Source organism: Bifidobacterium cuniculi, assembly GCF_000741575.1.
GTDB lineage: Bacteria > Actinomycetota > Actinomycetes > Actinomycetales > Bifidobacteriaceae > Bifidobacterium > Bifidobacterium cuniculi.
Map to the genome: position 1 here is coordinate 87,858 of NZ_JGYV01000017.1, position 14,985 is coordinate 102,842.

General features: G+C 66.3%; 15 protein-coding genes and 2 tRNA genes. All 17 read left to right on the plus strand.

Going from position 1 to position 14,985, the window contains the following annotated elements; genetic code table 11:
• The first annotated feature begins 1 nt into the window (after position 1).
• The 17 genes from rsfS to tsaD all read left to right on the plus strand — a co-directional run bounded on the left by rsfS (position 2) and on the right by tsaD (position 14,923).
• A complete protein-coding gene (rsfS, locus tag BCUN_RS08505; protein WP_033516612.1) occupies positions 2-382 on the plus strand; it encodes a ribosome silencing factor in 381 nt (126 codons plus the stop codon).
• Positions 379-1,062, plus strand: a complete 684-nt coding sequence (locus BCUN_RS08510; protein WP_051920965.1) for a histidine phosphatase family protein — start codon at positions 379-381, stop codon at positions 1,060-1,062. Before rsfS ends, BCUN_RS08510 begins: the two co-directional genes overlap by 4 nt.
• A gap of 48 nt (positions 1,063-1,110) precedes the next feature.
• A complete protein-coding gene (locus BCUN_RS08515) occupies positions 1,111-1,995 on the plus strand; it encodes a hypothetical protein (RefSeq protein ID WP_033516610.1) in 885 nt (294 codons plus the stop codon).
• A 79-nt stretch (positions 1,996-2,074) separates the two neighbouring features.
• Positions 2,075-2,147: transfer RNA gene (locus tag BCUN_RS08520), tRNA-Ala, on the plus strand.
• A gap of 48 nt (positions 2,148-2,195) precedes the next feature.
• Positions 2,196-2,268: transfer RNA gene (locus tag BCUN_RS08525), tRNA-Ala, on the plus strand.
• Positions 2,269-2,406: 138 nt separating this feature from the next.
• Positions 2,407-2,811, plus strand: coding sequence for a pyridoxamine 5'-phosphate oxidase family protein (locus BCUN_RS08530; RefSeq protein ID WP_033516608.1), 405 nt, complete (start codon positions 2,407-2,409; stop codon positions 2,809-2,811).
• Between the two features lie 18 nt (positions 2,812-2,829).
• On the plus strand, positions 2,830-3,666 hold the full coding sequence (locus BCUN_RS08535; protein WP_033516607.1) for a histidine phosphatase family protein: 837 nt from the start codon (positions 2,830-2,832) through the stop codon (positions 3,664-3,666).
• A gap of 138 nt (positions 3,667-3,804) precedes the next feature.
• Positions 3,805-4,755: a magnesium transporter CorA family protein gene (locus BCUN_RS08540; RefSeq protein ID WP_033516605.1), complete on the plus strand. Its 951-nt coding sequence runs from the start codon at positions 3,805-3,807 to the stop codon at positions 4,753-4,755.
• Between the two features lie 6 nt (positions 4,756-4,761).
• Positions 4,762-5,595, plus strand: a complete 834-nt coding sequence (locus BCUN_RS08545; RefSeq protein ID WP_033516603.1) for a transporter substrate-binding domain-containing protein — start codon at positions 4,762-4,764, stop codon at positions 5,593-5,595.
• A 45-nt stretch (positions 5,596-5,640) separates the two neighbouring features.
• Entirely contained in the window at positions 5,641-8,610 is a 2,970-nt protein-coding gene (gene leuS, locus BCUN_RS08550) for a leucine--tRNA ligase (RefSeq protein WP_033516601.1), read from the plus strand.
• A gap of 87 nt (positions 8,611-8,697) precedes the next feature.
• The gene (locus BCUN_RS08555; RefSeq protein WP_051920966.1) at positions 8,698-9,288 is read left to right on the plus strand and encodes a ComEA family DNA-binding protein; all 591 of its coding nucleotides are present in this window, start codon (positions 8,698-8,700) and stop codon (positions 9,286-9,288) included.
• A 20-nt stretch (positions 9,289-9,308) separates the two neighbouring features.
• Positions 9,309-10,964, plus strand: coding sequence for a ComEC/Rec2 family competence protein (locus tag BCUN_RS11560; protein WP_051920967.1), 1,656 nt, complete (start codon positions 9,309-9,311; stop codon positions 10,962-10,964).
• A gap of 40 nt (positions 10,965-11,004) precedes the next feature.
• Positions 11,005-11,973: a DNA polymerase III subunit delta gene (gene holA / locus BCUN_RS08565; protein ID WP_033516631.1), complete on the plus strand. Its 969-nt coding sequence runs from the start codon at positions 11,005-11,007 to the stop codon at positions 11,971-11,973.
• Positions 11,974-11,977: 4 nt separating this feature from the next.
• On the plus strand, positions 11,978-12,538 hold the full coding sequence (gene tsaE / locus BCUN_RS08570) for a tRNA (adenosine(37)-N6)-threonylcarbamoyltransferase complex ATPase subunit type 1 TsaE (RefSeq protein ID WP_033516599.1): 561 nt from the start codon (positions 11,978-11,980) through the stop codon (positions 12,536-12,538).
• A gap of 23 nt (positions 12,539-12,561) precedes the next feature.
• Positions 12,562-13,383, plus strand: a complete 822-nt coding sequence (gene tsaB, locus BCUN_RS08575; protein WP_033516597.1) for a tRNA (adenosine(37)-N6)-threonylcarbamoyltransferase complex dimerization subunit type 1 TsaB — start codon at positions 12,562-12,564, stop codon at positions 13,381-13,383.
• The gene (rimI, locus tag BCUN_RS08580; RefSeq protein ID WP_033516595.1) at positions 13,380-13,880 is read left to right on the plus strand and encodes a ribosomal protein S18-alanine N-acetyltransferase; all 501 of its coding nucleotides are present in this window, start codon (positions 13,380-13,382) and stop codon (positions 13,878-13,880) included. Before tsaB ends, rimI begins: the two co-directional genes overlap by 4 nt.
• Positions 13,877-14,923, plus strand: a complete 1,047-nt coding sequence (gene tsaD / locus BCUN_RS08585; protein WP_033516593.1) for a tRNA (adenosine(37)-N6)-threonylcarbamoyltransferase complex transferase subunit TsaD — start codon at positions 13,877-13,879, stop codon at positions 14,921-14,923. The genes rimI and tsaD overlap by 4 nt, the downstream gene beginning before the upstream one ends.
• Positions 14,924-14,985 lie beyond the last annotated feature (62 nt).

Genomic DNA, 14,985 nt, shown 5'->3' on the forward strand with positions numbered 1-14,985 from the left:
CATGACCGCATTGCAGCAATCCATCGACGAGACCCGCATCGCGGCGGCTGCCGCCGACCGCATGAAGGCAGAGGACATCGTCGCCTTCGACGTATCCAACCAGATGGCGATCTGCGACACGATGCTCGTCGCCAGCGCATCCAACGAACGCCAGGTGTTGGCCGTCGCCGAGGAGATCGAAAAGGACCTGGCGCTCAAGGCGCAGGTGCACCCCAAGTCCCGTGAGGGCATCGCCGAGGCCCAGTGGATCCTCCTGGACTACGGCGACATCATCGTGCACGTGATGCATGAGGAAGCCCGCGGCTTCTACAACCTCGAACGCCTGTGGCGCGACTGCCCGCAGGTGGACCTCGAACTGCCACAGGAGGCCACGCAGGAATGAGCGCGGCCTCCGTACTGCTCGTGCGCCACGGCCGTACCGGCTACAATGCGGCCGGCCGGGTACAGGGCAACATCGACATCCCGCTCGACGAGACGGGGCTCTGGCAGGTCGAACAGACCGGACAGGCCCTGCGCGAGCTGTATGTGCGCCCCGGGCGGCGTCAGCTGGTGATCTCCTCGCCGCTGGAACGGGCCCTGCAGACGGCCCGTGCCTTCGCGGACCCGCTGGGACTGCCGATCCACCGGGACGAGCGGTTGCGTGAACGAGCCTTCGGCGATTTCGAGGGCAGGAGCGCCGAGGAGCTGCGCCAGGCATGGCCCGAGGATTTCGCGCTGTGGTGCCGTGGTCTCGGAGGCGAGATGAACCACCATGCCGAATCCCACGAGCACGTGGGTGCCCGCGGGGCTGCCGCGGTCAGCGAATGGTCCCGGCAGGCCGACGAGGACACGGACCTGTTCGTCTTCGCCCACGGTGCGCTCATAGAGAACACCCTGCAGGCGATGTTCGGCATTGCGCAACGCTTCCCGGACTTCATCTCGGTGACCACCATGGACAATGCCCACTGGGCCCGGCTCCTCGACGCCGGACTTGAGGATCCCGACAGGTGGATCCTCAAGGATTACAACCACGGTCCGGCCCTGGCGGATACACCCTTGTGGGAACATCCGCAATCATGCTAGGTTGAGTGCCAGCCCGTCCAGTCGGGGACACGCGCGGGAAAGGACAACGTGAGGAATTTTTTCAAGGGACTGTCATTCTCCCAGCTGCTGGCCGGCGCGTTGGCCGCGGTCACCTCGTTCTTCCTGTCATCGAAGATCGGCATCGCCGGCTCGGTGATCGGCGTCGCGGTCGCATCCATCGTCTCGACCTCGGCATCGCAGATCTACAAGAACGTCCTGGACGCCTCCAGCGAAAAACTGCAGACGGCCGCCCAGATGCAGCTGGTCGCCAAGAAGCACGGCGAGGACGGAACCGACGACCAGGCTGAGGACGGCGTTGAAGACAAGGACGGCGCCAATCTCGACGACACCCAGGACATCCCGGTCGAGGACGGCCACCGCATCGGCAGGACCGTCTCCTCGGACGGCACCTCCCATGCGTCGGGCGGTGCCGGTGCGTTGACCAGGCATGACCGCCGCGTGGCCATCGTGATCGCAGTGGTGTCCGCCCTCGTGGCCGTCGGCGTCACCGCCGGCATCATCCTGGCCCTGACCGACGGCAAGGGCACGGACAGCGTGGTGCGCGACATCGTGCATCCCACGGTGACCACCCCCGCCACCACGCCGTCGCAGTCCGGACAGGGCACCGTGCAGGACGGCAACGGACAGGGCGACGGCCAGATCGTGAACCCCACCGAGACCCCCTCCCCATCCGCCTCCTCGTCGCCGTCGCCGACAGCGACCTCGGGCACCGCTACTCCCACGCAGTCCACCGGCACGGACAGCGGCACCGCCACGGACGGCGGCGACAGCGGCACCACCGACGGTTCGCAGGATGCCGACAGTGGCAGCACCGGCCAGGATGCCACGACCAACCAAGGCTCGGACAGCGGCACCGCCAAAAAGGACGACCAGACGTCCCAGGACGGTGGCCAGACGGGAGCACAGCCCTAGGAACCAAAGGCGACACGCCGAAGACTTGCGCGGTGAATCGTTTCGTGTATTATTAATCGAGTTGCGAGAAACCGCACACGGGGCTATGGCGCAGCTGGTAGCGCATCTCCATGGCATGGAGAGGGTCAGGAGTTCGAATCTCCTTAGCTCCACTCGGACCGCTCGTGGTGCGAATGGACCACGCACGGTTTCCCGTACACGGGGCTATGGCGCAGCTGGTAGCGCATCTCCATGGCATGGAGAGGGTCAGGAGTTCGAATCTCCTTAGCTCCACTTTCATCCCATCCGCATCTGCGGATGGGATTTTTCGTTCCACGGCACCCGCGTCGCGACTACCAGCGTAATGGACATGGGGAGGCCTGCAATCGCGTAGAGTGGGGGTACCATCCGTTCAGTGAAAGGACACAGACCATGGCAACCCTTACCGAAGACATGAAGCAGTTCATCGACGACAACCTTGCGTTCGTCGCCACCGTCAGCCCCGACGGCCAGCCCGACCTCGGCCCGAAGATGTCGATGTTCGTACTCGACGACAGCCACCTTGCCTACCATGAGCGCACCGGCGGGCAGACCTACCGCAACCTCGAGAACGGCAGCCCGCTGGTCGTCGCCTACGTGAACCTGGCCGAGAAGAAGGGCTACCGCTTCCGTGGCGAGGTGGTCCTGCACGCGGACGACGACATCTACGACGAGCAGGTCAGGATCGCCAAGGAGAAGGGCACGAAGGTGCCCGCCTGCGTGCCGGTGCTCGCCATCACCGACATCGAGGACCTGTCCGCCGGGGCCCACGCGGGCACCACCATCGCGAAGGACTGAGCCGCGCGGAAGGCACCCATGATCGACGAAGTCATCATCCAGCGCCACGGGCGCACCAGCTTCAACCTGGCACGACGCCTGCAGGGGCAGGTCGACATCCCCCTGGACATCGTCGGCCAATGGCAGGCCGACCACAGCGCCTATGCGCTGGCGGCGCGCCTGTACTGGGCCAAGGTCGCCAACATCGCGCGCCATCCCGACCTCCTGCCCCAATCGGACGACCCGGAGGTACGCCGCAGCGACATCGAGGAATACCGTCTGGCACCCGCCTCGGACCGCACCTTGGACATCGTGTGTTCCGATTTGTTCCGCGCCAGGCAGACGGCCCATGCCACCGCCGACATCCTCGGGCTGCCGGTACGGCTCGACCCGCGCCTGCGTGAACGCAGCTTCGGGCAGTGGGAAGGCATGACCCGCGAGGAGATCCGCGAGCGCTACCCGCAGGGTTTCGCCTCCTGGACCGCGCACGAAGGCGGGGAGACCGACTACGGCGTGGAAACCAGGCAGGCCGTGGGGGAACGCGGGGCCCGGGCCATCGAATCCCTGGTCGTCGAGGCCCGCGAAACTCCGGGACACGGTACCTTGCTGGTGGTGTCCCATGGCTCCTGGACCGTGGCGACGGTGGCCACCCTGCTTGGCATGGACGTGGATGACCTGAGCACCCTCGGCGCCATGCGCAACGCCTTCTGGTGCACCCTCCACGTCAGCGAGCACGACGACGGCTTCCAGTGGCTGCTCGACGAATACAACCAAGGACCCGCCCTGGCCTCGACCGTGGACTGGGAGAACGGCCCCGACACCCTGCACAACCCCGCCATGGGCAGCTGGAAGGCCGTGAAGGGAGCCAAGGCCTAGGAGACTCCTGTCACACCGGTGCGACTACACTGTTGATGGTTTGCTGGTGGGCTGCCCCGTGTGCCGGGATGTGCCCACCATCCCGCTCCATGGCTTGCCATGGCGCCATTCACACGGGTACGAGAGGCAGGTGAGGCCATGCTGCGCATGTTCAGTACGATCAACGGGCAAGTCGAACGGATCGAGCATCCGGAAAGCGGGTCCTGGCTGTCCTTGTCGGACCCCACCGACGTGGAGCTGACCACCGTGGCGCAGGATACGGGCATCGACCTCGCCGACCTGCGCGCGCCCCTCGACGACGAGGAACGATCCCGCGTGGACGTCGAGGACGACTACACCATGATCATCGTCGACATCCCCACCGTGGGGGAGCGCTCGGGACGCAACTGGTACGAGACCATCCCGTTGTCGATCATCGTCACGAAGACCATGATCGTCACCGTCTGCATGCAGGACACCCCGGTGCTCCACCCCTTCATGGAGGGCACCATCCGAGGCTTCAACACCTTCATGCGCTCGCGCTTCATCCTCCAGATCCTGTACCGCAACGCCACGATGTACCTGCGTTACCTGCGCATCATCGACGGCGAGACCGACAAGCTGGAGCTCAGGCTGCGCCATTCCATGCAGAACCGCGAGATCCTGCTGCTGCTGGAACTGAGCAAGACACTGGTGTATTTCAACACGTCGCTCAAGTCGAACGAGATCGTCATGGAGAAGCTCATGACGCTGTCGCGCATCAAGCAGTACCCGGAGGACGAGGACCTGCTCGAGGACGTCATCACCGAGAACAAGCAGGCCATCGAGATGGCGAACATCTACAGCGGCGTCCTTGCGAACATGACCGACGCCTTCTCGTCGGTCGTGTCGAACAACCTGAGCAACGTGATGCGCATCTTCACGATCATCTCGATCACCCTGTCCGTGCCCACGCTCATCTTCTCCATGTACGGCATGAACTTCCAATCGGGCATGCTCGGCATGCCGCTGAGCGGCTCGCCTTTCGGCTTCGTCGTCATCGTCGTCATCGCCGTGGCGCTGTCCTTGGCGGCGGCATGGATTCTGACCCGTTCCCGGTTGTTCAAGTGAGGTAGCATGCGTCGATCCACGAAGTGCGTCGCGTCATCGGCGGCTGTCGCCCTCCTGGTGTCGCTGTCGGCATGCGGCACCGACATCCGGGTGGAGACGCCCGGGCAGGCGAACGGTCCCATGGTCACCATCGGGGTGCCCGCCGACGAGCCGGGCATGAGTTGGTACCATGATGGCTCCTATGCCGGCTTCAGCATCGACGTGGCCACCCAGGTCGCGAAGACGATGGGGTATTCCAGCAAGCAGATCGTCTTCAGGTCCGTCGAAGCCGGCCAGCGCGGCCAGATGCTGGCGGACGGGCAGGTGGACATGGTCCTGGGCGCCTATCCGCGCCCCACGGACGGCAAGGCCGTGGTAGTGGACGACGTCGCCTACACGGACCCCTATCTCGTGACCGGCGAAGCGGCACTGATGCGGGCAGGGGAGGAACGACCGGACACCTTGAGGGGACGGGTCGCATGCGTGACCGAGGGAAGCGTGGCGGCACGGACCCTCGCGGAGGATGCGTCCGGCGTCAAGCTCGAACGGCGCTCCTCCTTCCAGCAGTGCATGTCCTCCCTGCTGGCCGGGGTTTCCGACGTCGTGGCCGCGCCCGAGCCGGTCGCCTTGGGTCTGCGCCAGCAGACCGGTGACCACTATGTGGATGTCGTGGACGAAAGCTGGCACCAGGTGGCCTTCGGCATCGGGGTGCGTCCCGATCAGACGATGCTGGTGGACTCCCTGAACAGTGCCATCGCCCTCATGGTCAAGGACGGTTCCTGGCAGGACGGCATCGACGCGTTGCACGCGCAGGTCGGCTTCGACGCAGACATGTCGGCCAACCCGCCGGTGCAGCCATAGTCGGCGGAGTGACGCCTGTCCACCAACCTCACGATAATCGTGCCCATGAATGACACCGAGACCGGCGCGAAGCGTGCCGTACCCACAACCGAAGAAGCACCTTTCCGCTACGATGCCTCGATGGCGCAGGCCATCGAGGAGAAATGGCAGAGGCGGTGGCAGGAGGAAGGCACCTTCTGGGCCGCGAACGTCAGCGGCGACCTGACCGACGGCCAGGGAAGGCATGCCGACGGGCGTCCTTCCTTCTTCGCCATGGACATGTTCCCCTACCCGTCCGGCAAGGGTCTGCATGTGGGACACCCCCTGGGGTACCTGGCGACCGATGTGGTGAGCCGTTACCACCGCATGAAGGGCGAGAACGTGCTCCACGCCATGGGCTATGACGCGTTCGGCCTGCCGGCGGAACAGTACGCGGTGCAGACCGGCCAGCATCCCCGCATCACCACGGAGGCGAACATCGCCAACATGCGCCGCCAGCTGACCCGCATGGGCCTGAGCTTCGACGACCGACGTTCCTTTGCCACCATCGACCCGGAGTACGTACGGTGGACGCAGTGGATCTTCTCGCGCATCTTCGACGCCTGGTACGACCCGGACAAGGCCAACCCGAGCGGCTCCATGGGTTGCGCACGCCCCATCGCCGAACTGGTGGAGGAATTCCGGTCGGGCGTGCGTCCCATCGACGGCCACGAAGGCCGGGCCTGGGACGAACTGGACGACTCCGAACAGGAGGAGGTGCTCAACGGGTACCGTCTCGCCTACATCTCCAAGTCCCCGGTGAACTGGTGCCCAGGCCTGGGCACCGTGCTCGCCAACGAGGAGGTCACCGCCGAGGGACGTTCCGAACGTGGCAACTTCCCGGTCTTCCAGCGTGAACTGCGCCAGTGGTCCATGCGCATCACCGCGTACGGCCACCGCCTGGCCGAGGACCTCGACAGCATCGACTGGCCGCAGAAGGTCAAGCTGATGCAGCGCAACTGGATCGGCGAATCCCATGGCGCCTCCGTGCATTTCCGCGTGGACACCGCGGACGGCCCGCAGGACATGGAGGTGTATACCACCCGCCCCGATACCCTGTTCGGCACCACCTTTGCCGTGGTCTCCCCGGAACATCCCCTCCTGACGCATGTGCCGGCCGCCTGGCCGGAAGGCACCGACGAATCCTGGACCGGCGGCTACGCCACGCCGGTGGAAGCCGTGCAGGCATACCGCAGGGCAGCCGAGTCGAAGACCGCCAAGGACCGCGTGGAACAGGCCGGTGCCAAGACCGGCCTGTTCACCGGCCTGACCGCCACCAATCCCATCACCGGCGCGCAGCTGCCGCTGTTCACCGCCGACTACGTGCTCATGGACTACGGCACCGGCGCCATCATGGCCGTCCCGGGCGGCGACCAGCGCGATTACGATTTCGCGCAGGCCTACGGACTGCCCGTGATCTACACGGTCGAACCGCCGGCATCCTCCGGCGAGACCCTGGCCGACTATGAAGGCAAGGCGCCCTACACGTCCCATGACGGCACGGTCATCAATTCCTCCGTGGACGCCACATGGGCACGCGGCGACGCACTCAGCCTCGATGGGCTGGGCGTCGACGACGCCATCGCGGCAGCCACCGCATGGCTCGAAGAGGCACAGGTGGGTCACGGCACCACCAGCTACCGGCTGCGCGACTGGCTCTTCAGCCGCCAGCGCTACTGGGGAGAACCCTTCCCGATCGTCTACGACAAGGACGGCGTCCCGCACTTGGTCCCGGATGACCAGCTGCCCATCAACCTGCCGGACGTGCCCGACTACAGCCCGAAGACCTTCGACCCGGACGACGCGCAGTCCAACCCGGAAGCGCCGCTGAGCCGCAACGAGGACTGGATCGAGGTCACCATGGACCTTGGCGACGGTGAGCAGACCTATTGGCGCGACACGAACACCATGCCCAACTGGGCCGGTTCCTGCTGGTACTACATGCGCTACCTCGATCCGCACGATGCCGAGCACATGGTCGAACGTGATGAATACGACTACTGGATGGGACCCGACCACAGGCCCGACTGCGGCAAGGCCGGCGGCGTCGACCTGTATGTGGGCGGCGTGGAGCATGCCGTACTGCACCTGCTGTATTCGCGCTTCTGGCACAAGGTGCTCTTCGACCTGGGCTACGTGGATTCCTTCGAACCCTTCCACAAGCTCTTCAACCAGGGCATGATCCAGGCGTACGCCTACACCGACGACCGCGGACAGTACGTGCCGGCGGACGACGTGCAGGAGCGGACGGGCGAGGACGGCACCGTCACCTACACCTACGACGGCGAACAGGTCAACCGTGAGTTCGGCAAGATGGGCAAGAGCCTGAAGAACATCGTCACCCCGGACTACATGTACGACCACTATGGCGCGGACACCTTCCGCCTGTACGAGATGAGCATGGGCCCGCTCGACGAGTCGCGTCCCTGGAATACGCGCAACGTGGTCGGCGGCATGCGCTTCCTGCAGCGTCTGTGGCGCAACGTCATCGACGAAGCCACCGGCGAGGTCACCGTCACGGATGACGCGCCGGACGAGGCCACGCTCAAGCTGCTCAACAACACCATTGCCTCCGTCACCGAGGAAATGGAGGCCATGCGTCCCAACACCGCCATCGCCAAGCTCATCGTGCTCAACAACCACCTCACCGGCATGGGGCGGGTACCCCGCGCGGCCATCGAACCGCTGGTGCTCATGGTCTCGCCCATCGCCCCGCATGTCGCCGAAGAACTGTGGGCACGCCTTGGGCATGACGAGTCCCTGGCGCACCACTCCTGGCCACAGGCCGACGAACGTTACGTGGGGCAGGACAGCGTGACCGCCGTGGTGCAGATCAAGGGCAAGGTGCGCGCCCGACTCGAGGTCTCCCCGGACATCGATCCCAAGGAACTCGAGGCAAAGGCGCTTGCCGCCGTGGCCGACCGCCTCGGCGGTGTGCCACCGCGCAAGGTGATCGTCAAGGCGCCGAAGATCGTCTCCATCGTGCCCGGCCAGTGAGTTGTGCGCACGGCTGAATGCAGTGCGTGCGACCACATCAGGCCATGAAAGTGGACGGCTGCCCATCGCATCATGTGTAGTGGTGCCATGAGCAGCCGTCTTCATCAATACGCACCCGGCGACGCGCCGCCCCCGCCGCCGCGGGCAGGTGCCAAGCCGTCGACCGCGGATGTCCTGCACCGCTACGCGGGGGTGCGCGAATCCGACCGCGAGGACGGGGAACGCGACCGTCCCCGCCTGTCCATCAAGCCGTTCCATGCCATCCTGGTCATCCTCATCCTCCTGTGGGCCCTGGCGACCAGCGTCACCCTGCTGGTGCAGCAGTCCATGGAGCTGGCAATGGATGACGGCACGGTGTTCTCCGCATCCGGTGCGACGCCGACGTCCGCGCCGCCATCCCCGGAACGGACCACGCCGCCGACCGCCCAGGCGCAGGAGCCTTCCACCTCACCCATGCCGTCGACGACCCCGACGCACACGCCGGAAGCCATCGACCTGAACACCGCGGACCAGGAGACCCTGGAAAGCATCAAGGGCATCGGTCCGGTGACCGCGTCGAGCATCATCGCCTACCGTGACGCCCGGGGACCCTTCTCCAGCGTGGACGAATTGGTCAACGTGGACGGCATAGGCGAGAAGACCCTGGCCAAGATCCGCGACCACCTCACGGTACGATGAGCAGCCCGCATAGGACGCCCATGCCGCCATGGGAGATACGGGAACGGGGAAGCCTGGACCTGCGATGGTTCCTGGCGGCCGTATCCATGTGGGTGGGTGTGCTGGCGGCATCATCCGAACCGTTCCGCACCGCGGTGCTTGTGGCGGCACTGTGCTGCGTCCTGCCGCTATCGGCGGCGGCCGCATGGCGGCGCACCATGGCAGGGGCGACATATGCGGCGACACTGGGCGTGTGTGCCGCCGCCATCGCGGCCGGCATGGGCGTAGGGGCGGCCCATGTGCTGCACCGGATGGCCGACCCCGTGATGACGGCCAGCGCAGCCTCCGGGACGACGGCCACGCTGCGCATGCGCCTCGACTCGCCCGTGCAGGCGTCCTCCATGCGCGGCGCAGCCTGCAAGGCGCAGGCGACCGTGCTGGCACTGCACCATGACGGCGTGGCCGAAGCCAGTGGCCTGCCGGTGCTGGCCATGCTGCCCCAGGAAGCCTGCTCCACGCTCGGCCAGGGTGCGACGGTCATGGCGGACGCCACCGTGGCCCGGTCACCCTACGACGCGCAGGCGGTATGGGTGACCGTCTCCGACGTGCATGACCGCGAACCAGCACCCTGGTGGTGGCGCACGGCGGATTGGGTGCGCTCGCGGTTCTTCGCCGTTGCGGCACGACTCGACGCGGACAGCCGCATCCTCGTACCGGGTGTCACCCTCGGGGTACTCGGCCAGGATACGGTAGGCGCCTGGGCTCTCGACGTGGACACGGAACGTGCCGACCAGCTGGAGGAGCAATGCAAACGGGCCGGCATCCTGCACCTCATGGCGGTCTCCGGCGGCCACTACGCGCTCCTGGGACCCTTGGTGCACGCCCTGGGCGCCTGGCTGCGCACCCCATGGCGTCTCACCGCACTGTGGCGCCTGCCCCTGGCCGGCGCACTCACCATGGTGCTCGTGCCCAGCCAATCGGTCACCCGCGCCGCCATCGGCGCACTGCTGGCCATGGGGTTCGAATGCTGCGGGCGACGCCCCCAGACCCTGCACATCCTCGCCTTGACCGTGATCCTCGCCCTGATGCAGGATCCCGGTCGCGCCACCCATGTCGGATTCGCCCTGTCCTGCGCCGCCGTCGCCGGCATCGCACTGCTCGCACCATCCCTCACCGCCGTCCTGGGCCGCATGATGCCACGAGGCGTCGCCCAGGCACTGGCCGTCACCATCGCCGCACAGGCCTTCACGCTGCCCATCCAGATGGTCATGGACCCGTCCATCGCACGATGGGCCCTGCCGGCCAACCTCCTGGTCGGCCCCTGCATGGACGTCGCCACGGTATTCGGTCTGCTCGCCTGCGCATGTGCCATCGCCAGCCCCGAGCTGGCCATCCTGCCCGCACAGGTCAGCGCCTGGGGCACCAAAGGCATCGCCATGGTCGCCGGATGCTTCGGCGCCGACCCCTCGGCCGGCATCCCCTGGGTCTCCGGGTGGGCAGGCATCCTCGCCATCATCGCCGTGGAATTGGCCTCCGGTGCATCCCTGTGGTGCCTGGCCCAACTCGTTCGCGCATGGCGACTCCTGCGCGGCGGCGAAGACTTCCGGGACACCACCCCTCCCACCGTACGCACGGCACGCTGGATACGCGACACCATCCGCACATGGGACCGTCTGCCATGGTGGCACCATGGGTGACGTCCGCACCGATGTCCAGCGATGCGCCGACATTGGAACCATGGCAGCACGCGCAACGCACATCACCCTCGTGGTCGGCGGGGACGAATACCTCAACAGCCAGGAGGCGCGCTCCCGGACGCACCACCTGCTCGAAACCCACCCCGACCTCGACGACGTGACCCTGGACGCACGCCACGCCACCGGATACGACCTCGAACAAGCCACCAGCCCCTCCCTGCTCAGCGCCGGCGCGGTCATCCGCATCGACAACCTGGAAGACGCCGACGAAAGCCTCGCCCAGGCACTCCTGGACTACGCGGCACATCCGGACGTCTCCCTCATCGTGGCCCGGCACAACGGCACCACCAAAGGCAAGGCACTCCTGGACCGGCTCGCCAAGAACGGTGCGGCACGCGTGGAAGTACCCCAGCTGGACAAGCCGCAAGCCAGACTCAACTTCACCCTGCAACGCTTCGAAGCGAAAAACCGACGCGTCGACCCCCAGGCCGCCCAGCAGCTGACCGGCGTCCTCGGCGACCGCCCCGGCGAACTCGCCGCCATGGTTGACCAGCTCTGCTTCGACTTTCCCGACGGGGCCATCACCCTCGACCAAGTGGACACCTATCTCACGGGCAACCCCCAGGTCACCGGGTTCGCAGTCGCCGACCAAGCGCTCGCCGGGCACGCCCCGCAGGCAATCACGATGATGCGCGACGCGCTCGCCCAGGGCATGGAGCCCATCGCCCTGATCGGAGCCCTGGCCATGAAATGCCGCACCCTGGGCAAGGCGGCCGCGGTGCGTGCGGGCGACATCACCCAGGCGGAGGCGCGCATGCAGCCATGGATGGTGCGCAATGCGCAACGGCAACTGCCCGGATGGACCTCGGCCGGACTGGCACGCTGCATCCGGCAACTGGCCTGGGCGGACGAACAGTGCAAGACCAACGGAGCCGACCCCATCTACGCGCTGGAGCGGGCCATCGTGCTGATGGCCGGCAAAGGCAACGACACCATGCAAGCGAGGTGACACCATGACAGACCTGCGATTCCAAGCACCCCACGCCGAGGACATGCGCACCCTGGGACAGGCCGTCGCCCAATGCGTCCGAGGCGGCGACGTCATCCTCCTGTCCGGTCCGCTGGGAGCCGGCAAGACCACCTTCGCCCAGGGATTCGGGCAAGGCCTGGGCATTGCGGAACCCATCGTCTCGCCGACCTTCACCATCGCGCGTGAACTCGACGGACACCGGCACGACGGCACCCCCATCCACCTCATCCACGTGGACGCCTACCGCCTCGGCGGAGCCGCATATGCGCCGGGACAGGACGGCGCCGACCGTCTGCTGGACGAACTCGAAAGCCTGGGCCTGGACGAGGAACTCGACGACCCCGGCGCCAACACCGTCATCCTCATGGAATGGGGCGAGCAAATGGCAGCCGCCTTGGCGGACGAACGCCTCGACATCCACATCGAACGACCGTCCGCGACCACGGACCATGACGCCCAACCCACCAGTGACGGCATGCGCACCGTCACCATCCACCCCGTCGGCGCGCGCTTCAAGCACCGCCTCGACCGCATCAGCCAATGACCACACCCAGCGGAAGCAGACCCATGCACACCCTCGTCATCGACACCTCATACGGATCGACCGTCGGCATCGTCGGCCACGAACCCATCAGCGAAAGCGATTCACGCACCCACGTCGAACGCCTCCAGGCGGACATCGCCGCCGCGTTCCGTCACGCATCGGCCGGCCCCCACGACCTCGAACGCATCATCGTGGGCACCGGACCGGCACCCTTCACCGGCCTGCGCGCCGGCATCGTCACCGCCCAGGCACTCGCCTTCGCCACCGGAGCCATCATCATCCCGCAAGACGACCTGACACCCAACGCCGCACTCATGCACGCCGCCCACCGGCACGACCCACGGCTGCGCGACGTCCTGGACTACAACGCCATCAGCCGGTTCACCGGCCGCGACATCGGCGTCACCCTCGCCCTCAACGACGCACGCCGCAAACAGCTGTACTTCACCCTCACCATGGACCACGACGGGCTCGAAACCCCCACCGTCCTGATCGACATGGACATCGACCGGCCAGACGCCATCGCCGACCGCGTCCAGGACGCCCTGGACGAACTGCGCGAACGACACCCACAGCATGCCATCACCCTCGACATCATCGGCCACGGCGCCCGCAAATACGCCGACGCATGGCAATCCCTCGACGCACAGAACATCCTCGACACCTCCCCGCTCGACCTTGGCGCCTCCGGCATGGAACTCTTCGCACATACCGCCATCCGCCACAACCAGGCCACGGACCCCGCCGGCATCGAACCGCTCTACCTGCGCCGCCCCGACGTCAGCGTCCCCAACCCGCTCAAACACGTCCTCGGACACGCCCCCACCAAGGGGAACGCCGCATGATCGTCCAAGCCGACCAACTGTCCACCGAGGCGCTCGCCACCTGCATCGCACTGCTCGAACAAGACCTGTTCGGCACCGGCGCATGGAGCGAACACGCCGTATACGAGGAGCTCACCGCGGCTAACCGCTACTACGTCGTCGACACCGACAGCCGCACACCACCCACCATCCGCGGATACGCCGGCTTCTGGTTCGACGGATACGACGCCCAGGTCATGACCATCGGCGTGCATCCCGCACACCAAGGCAAAGGCATCGGCGGCGCCCTCCTCGACGAACTCATCCGCGAAGCACGCGAGCGCGGCGCCGAACGCGTCCTCCTGGAAGTACGCGTCGACAATGCCGCAGCCATCCACCTCTACGAAACCAAGGGCTTCACCATCATGGGACGGCGCAAACGCTACTACCAGCCCGAAGGCGTCGACGCACACACCATGAGCCTCACTCTCAGACCGCACATCATGGGTTTCACACCACAGAAGGACCACGCATCATGAGCGCACCCATCATCCTCGGCATCGAATCCACCTGCGACGAGACAGCGGCAGCCATCGTACAGGGCGACACCCTGCGCTCCAACGTCGTCGCCTCCTCCATGGCCGAACATGCACGCTACGGAGGTGTCATCCCCGAAATCGCCTCACGCGCCCACCAACAGGCATTCGTGCCCGTGGTATCCAAGGCACTTGCCGACGCCAGGCTCGAACTGGCGGACGTGGACGCCATCGCCGTATCCGCAGGCCCCGGACTGGCCGGATGCCTCGCCGTGGGCGTATCCGGCGCCAAGGCGCTCGCATGGGCGGCCGGCAAGCCCATCTACGGCGTCAACCACGTCATCGGACATGTGGCGGTCACCCAGCTGCAGTTCGGCGCCATCCCGCCCAACACGATGGCACTGATCGTTTCGGGAGGACACACGTCGCTGCTGCACGTCAAGGACATCGCCCGTGACGTGACCGTGGTGGGCACCACCCTGGACGACGCGGCAGGGGAGTGCTTCGACAAGGTGGCACGCCTGCTGGGATTCCCGTACCCGGGCGGTCCCTACATCGACCGTCACGCGCAGCGGGGCAACCCCGAGGCGGTCAAGGTGCCGCAGGGACTGACACAGGGACGTGCCGGCAAGGAACACCCCTACGACTTCAGCTTCTCGGGAGTCAAGACGGCGGTCGCCCGATGGGTCGAGCAGCGTCAGGCAACAGGACAGGAGATCCCCGTGGACGACGTCTGCGCATCCCTGGCACATTCCGTGGCGCAGGTACTGGCGCGCAAGGCCATCGGCGGATGCGTCGCCAATGGTTCGGACACGCTGATCGTGGGCGGCGGATTCTCCGCCAATTCCCAGCTGCGCGCCCAGCTGCTCCTCGAAGGGCAGGCCGCCGGAGTGGAGGTGCGTCTGCCGCGGGTGGCGCTGTGCACGGACAACGGCGCAATGGTGGCCATGCTGGGGTCGAACCTCGTGGATGCCGGCGTCTCGCCGTCGTCGCTGGACTTCTCCATCGACTCGTCGATGCCCATGGATGTCATCAGCCGACAGTAGCGACACGCCGAGTTGCACAATTCATGGAAGTTGCTAAACTGTATGACTTGTGCGCTGGTTCA

What these genes read in the sequence shown, in the direction of transcription:
- rsfS (WP_033516612.1), top strand. Translation starts at nt 2, where the DNA reads ATGACCGCATTGCAGCAATCCATCGACGAGACCCGCATCGCGGCGGCT.
- BCUN_RS08510 (WP_051920965.1), top strand. Translation starts at nt 379, where the DNA reads ATGAGCGCGGCCTCCGTACTGCTCGTGCGCCACGGCCGTACCGGCTAC.
- BCUN_RS08530 (WP_033516608.1), top strand. Translation starts at nt 2,407, where the DNA reads ATGGCAACCCTTACCGAAGACATGAAGCAGTTCATCGACGACAACCTT.
- BCUN_RS08535 (WP_033516607.1), top strand. Translation starts at nt 2,830, where the DNA reads ATGATCGACGAAGTCATCATCCAGCGCCACGGGCGCACCAGCTTCAAC.
- BCUN_RS08540 (WP_033516605.1), top strand. Translation starts at nt 3,805, where the DNA reads ATGCTGCGCATGTTCAGTACGATCAACGGGCAAGTCGAACGGATCGAG.
- BCUN_RS08545 (WP_033516603.1), top strand. Translation starts at nt 4,762, where the DNA reads ATGCGTCGATCCACGAAGTGCGTCGCGTCATCGGCGGCTGTCGCCCTC.
- leuS (WP_033516601.1), top strand. Translation starts at nt 5,641, where the DNA reads ATGAATGACACCGAGACCGGCGCGAAGCGTGCCGTACCCACAACCGAA.
- BCUN_RS08555 (WP_051920966.1), top strand. Translation starts at nt 8,698, where the DNA reads ATGAGCAGCCGTCTTCATCAATACGCACCCGGCGACGCGCCGCCCCCG.
- BCUN_RS11560 (WP_051920967.1), top strand. Translation starts at nt 9,309, where the DNA reads ATGCCGCCATGGGAGATACGGGAACGGGGAAGCCTGGACCTGCGATGG.
- holA (WP_033516631.1), top strand. Translation starts at nt 11,005, where the DNA reads ATGGCAGCACGCGCAACGCACATCACCCTCGTGGTCGGCGGGGACGAA.
- tsaE (WP_033516599.1), top strand. Translation starts at nt 11,978, where the DNA reads ATGACAGACCTGCGATTCCAAGCACCCCACGCCGAGGACATGCGCACC.
- tsaB (WP_033516597.1), top strand. Translation starts at nt 12,562, where the DNA reads ATGCACACCCTCGTCATCGACACCTCATACGGATCGACCGTCGGCATC.
- rimI (WP_033516595.1), top strand. Translation starts at nt 13,380, where the DNA reads ATGATCGTCCAAGCCGACCAACTGTCCACCGAGGCGCTCGCCACCTGC.
- tsaD (WP_033516593.1), top strand. Translation starts at nt 13,877, where the DNA reads ATGAGCGCACCCATCATCCTCGGCATCGAATCCACCTGCGACGAGACA.